Annotated in this window: 4 protein-coding genes; 1 reads left to right on the forward strand and 3 read right to left on the reverse strand. The window is 65.8% G+C overall.

Features of this window, described 5'->3' with window-relative positions:
• From ACYVKZ_RS21005 to ACYVKZ_RS21015, 3 genes are all read right to left on the reverse strand, one after another.
• The coding region (locus tag ACYVKZ_RS21005) for a hypothetical protein (protein ID WP_460994417.1) at positions 1 to 214 on the reverse strand (214 nt) is incomplete at its 3' end.
• The gene (locus ACYVKZ_RS21010) at positions 214 to 492 is read right to left on the reverse strand and encodes an excisionase family DNA-binding protein (RefSeq protein ID WP_460994418.1); all 279 of its coding nucleotides are present in this window, start codon (positions 490 to 492) and stop codon (positions 214 to 216) included. The genes ACYVKZ_RS21005 and ACYVKZ_RS21010, both read right to left, overlap by 1 nt.
• A gap of 133 nt (positions 493 to 625) precedes the next feature.
• Positions 626 to 847: a helix-turn-helix domain-containing protein gene (locus tag ACYVKZ_RS21015; RefSeq protein WP_460994419.1), complete on the reverse strand. Its 222-nt coding sequence runs from the start codon at positions 845 to 847 to the stop codon at positions 626 to 628.
• 173 nt (positions 848 to 1,020) lie between these two features.
• On the opposite strand from ACYVKZ_RS21015, the gene ACYVKZ_RS21020 reads away from it, so the two are divergent.
• Positions 1,021 to 1,278: a helix-turn-helix transcriptional regulator gene (locus tag ACYVKZ_RS21020; RefSeq protein ID WP_460994420.1), complete on the forward strand. Its 258-nt coding sequence runs from the start codon at positions 1,021 to 1,023 to the stop codon at positions 1,276 to 1,278.
• Positions 1,279 to 1,577: the final 299 nt, after the last annotated feature.

Here is a 1,577-nt window from a genome sequence, read left to right on the forward strand (position 1 = left end):
GACGGAAGAACGCGAAGCAGCGCAGCTCCATGGACCGCTTGTAGAGCCTGCCGAGCTCGATCAGGTGCTCGGCCTTCTCGAAGCGCCGCGCGTCGGCGGCGCGCCGCAGGTACAGGACAGCGAGCGCCGGCTGGTCGGAGAGGCAGGCGCGCTCGGCGGCCTCGATCAGCTGCCGGGACGAGCGCACCGGGCGGGAGGCATGCTGTGCGGCCATCAGACTGCCGCCTTCCCGAACGTCCGCTCCTCGATGAAGCGCTGCAGCTCGGGCGCCGCGATCCTGGTCTTCGCCCGCGTGTTCGTGCCGAGCTCGACGGCCGGGAGCTCGCCGGCGGCGATCCGGCCGCGCACGTAGTCGCCCCCGGTGCCGAGCAGCTCTGCGGCCTCAGCGACCGTGAAGAGCCGCAGCGGCGAGACGGGGCCAGCGAGCGCGAGCGTGCCGCCGGTGGGCTGGCGTCCTGACTGTTCCGGGGTCGGGAAAGATACGATGGTCATGCTGGTTGCCTTTCGTGGAGTTCGGTGGATCAGCGCTCGCCCTCAGCCGTTCCAGCGGCTGGGGGCTCCTTGCTGTCGGCGCCGTCGACCGGTGCCAGGTTGATCAGTGGGAGGAACTGCTCGGATGCGCTCATCAGAGGTCCTTGCACAGTTCGTGAAAAGTGGTGTTGAGCGCCGTTGCTGCCCGCATCAGCTCGCGGACGTAGAAGCGGCCGCTGGCCATCTTGTCCTCGAAGGTGTTGCGGGAGATGCCGATCGCGTTGTAGACGGCCTTGCGGGTGAGACCCTGGTCTTCGATTGCTGCCTGGATTCGCTCCCTGAGGACCGCCTCGGGGTCGAGCTGTTGTGTTGGCATACGCCAACCATATGTGCGGTTTTCCGCACGGTCAAGCGGTACTTGCGCACTACTTGTGCGGTACTCGGCTCAGAAGGTGCGAATATCCGCCGACTACTTGAGTTTCAATTTGGCGTACTCAGTGTGCGGGAATCGCCTTGCCGCGTCTGAAAAAGGGCACGTACTGTTGGCGTATGGCACAAGACAGAGAGGACGCGGAGTACCGCGCCCTGACGATGGAGATCCGCCTCCTGCTGACGGAGAAGGGCTGGTCACAAAAAGACCTCGCTGACCGCATCGGCACGAGGCGCGAAACGGTCAGCGAGGACCTGACAGCGACCAAGGAACGGGGCATGCCGTTCCGGCGCCTGGTGGCTATTGCTCAGGCTCTGGAGGTCAGCCTCGAGGAGCTGACGCGGCGAGCTCATGAGAGAGCTGTACGAGGAGACTAGGCCAGTGGATTCCGCGGGCCTTTGCATACCTGATCAGATCGGGGACGGTCAGGTCCACGAGCGGGCTCTCGCTCGCGGAGTCTTCCTCGAGCGTCTGGGTCCCGCTCCTGCTGAGGCGCGCCGTCGCGCCCACCCAGTCATCCGGATCCTGCTGCTGTGCCATGCGGTCTCCCCTCACTGTGCGAGCGGGCCGCCCATCCTTCCCCCATGCGAGCGGCCCGTTCACTCCATCTGACATGACGGTGACGGTCGAGTAAAGGGTGCTGACGGGCTGGTCGTGGGTGCGTGCGGCGATCATC

This window comes from Sinomonas soli (assembly GCF_054782415.1).

Excerpts from the sequence above, each read along its gene's own strand:
- ACYVKZ_RS21010 (WP_460994418.1), bottom strand. The coding sequence starts at position 492 with ATGACCATCGTATCTTTCCCGACCCCGGAACAGTCAGGACGCCAGCCC.
- ACYVKZ_RS21015 (WP_460994419.1), bottom strand. The coding sequence starts at position 847 with ATGCCAACACAACAGCTCGACCCCGAGGCGGTCCTCAGGGAGCGAATC.
- ACYVKZ_RS21020 (WP_460994420.1), top strand. The coding sequence starts at position 1,021 with ATGGCACAAGACAGAGAGGACGCGGAGTACCGCGCCCTGACGATGGAG.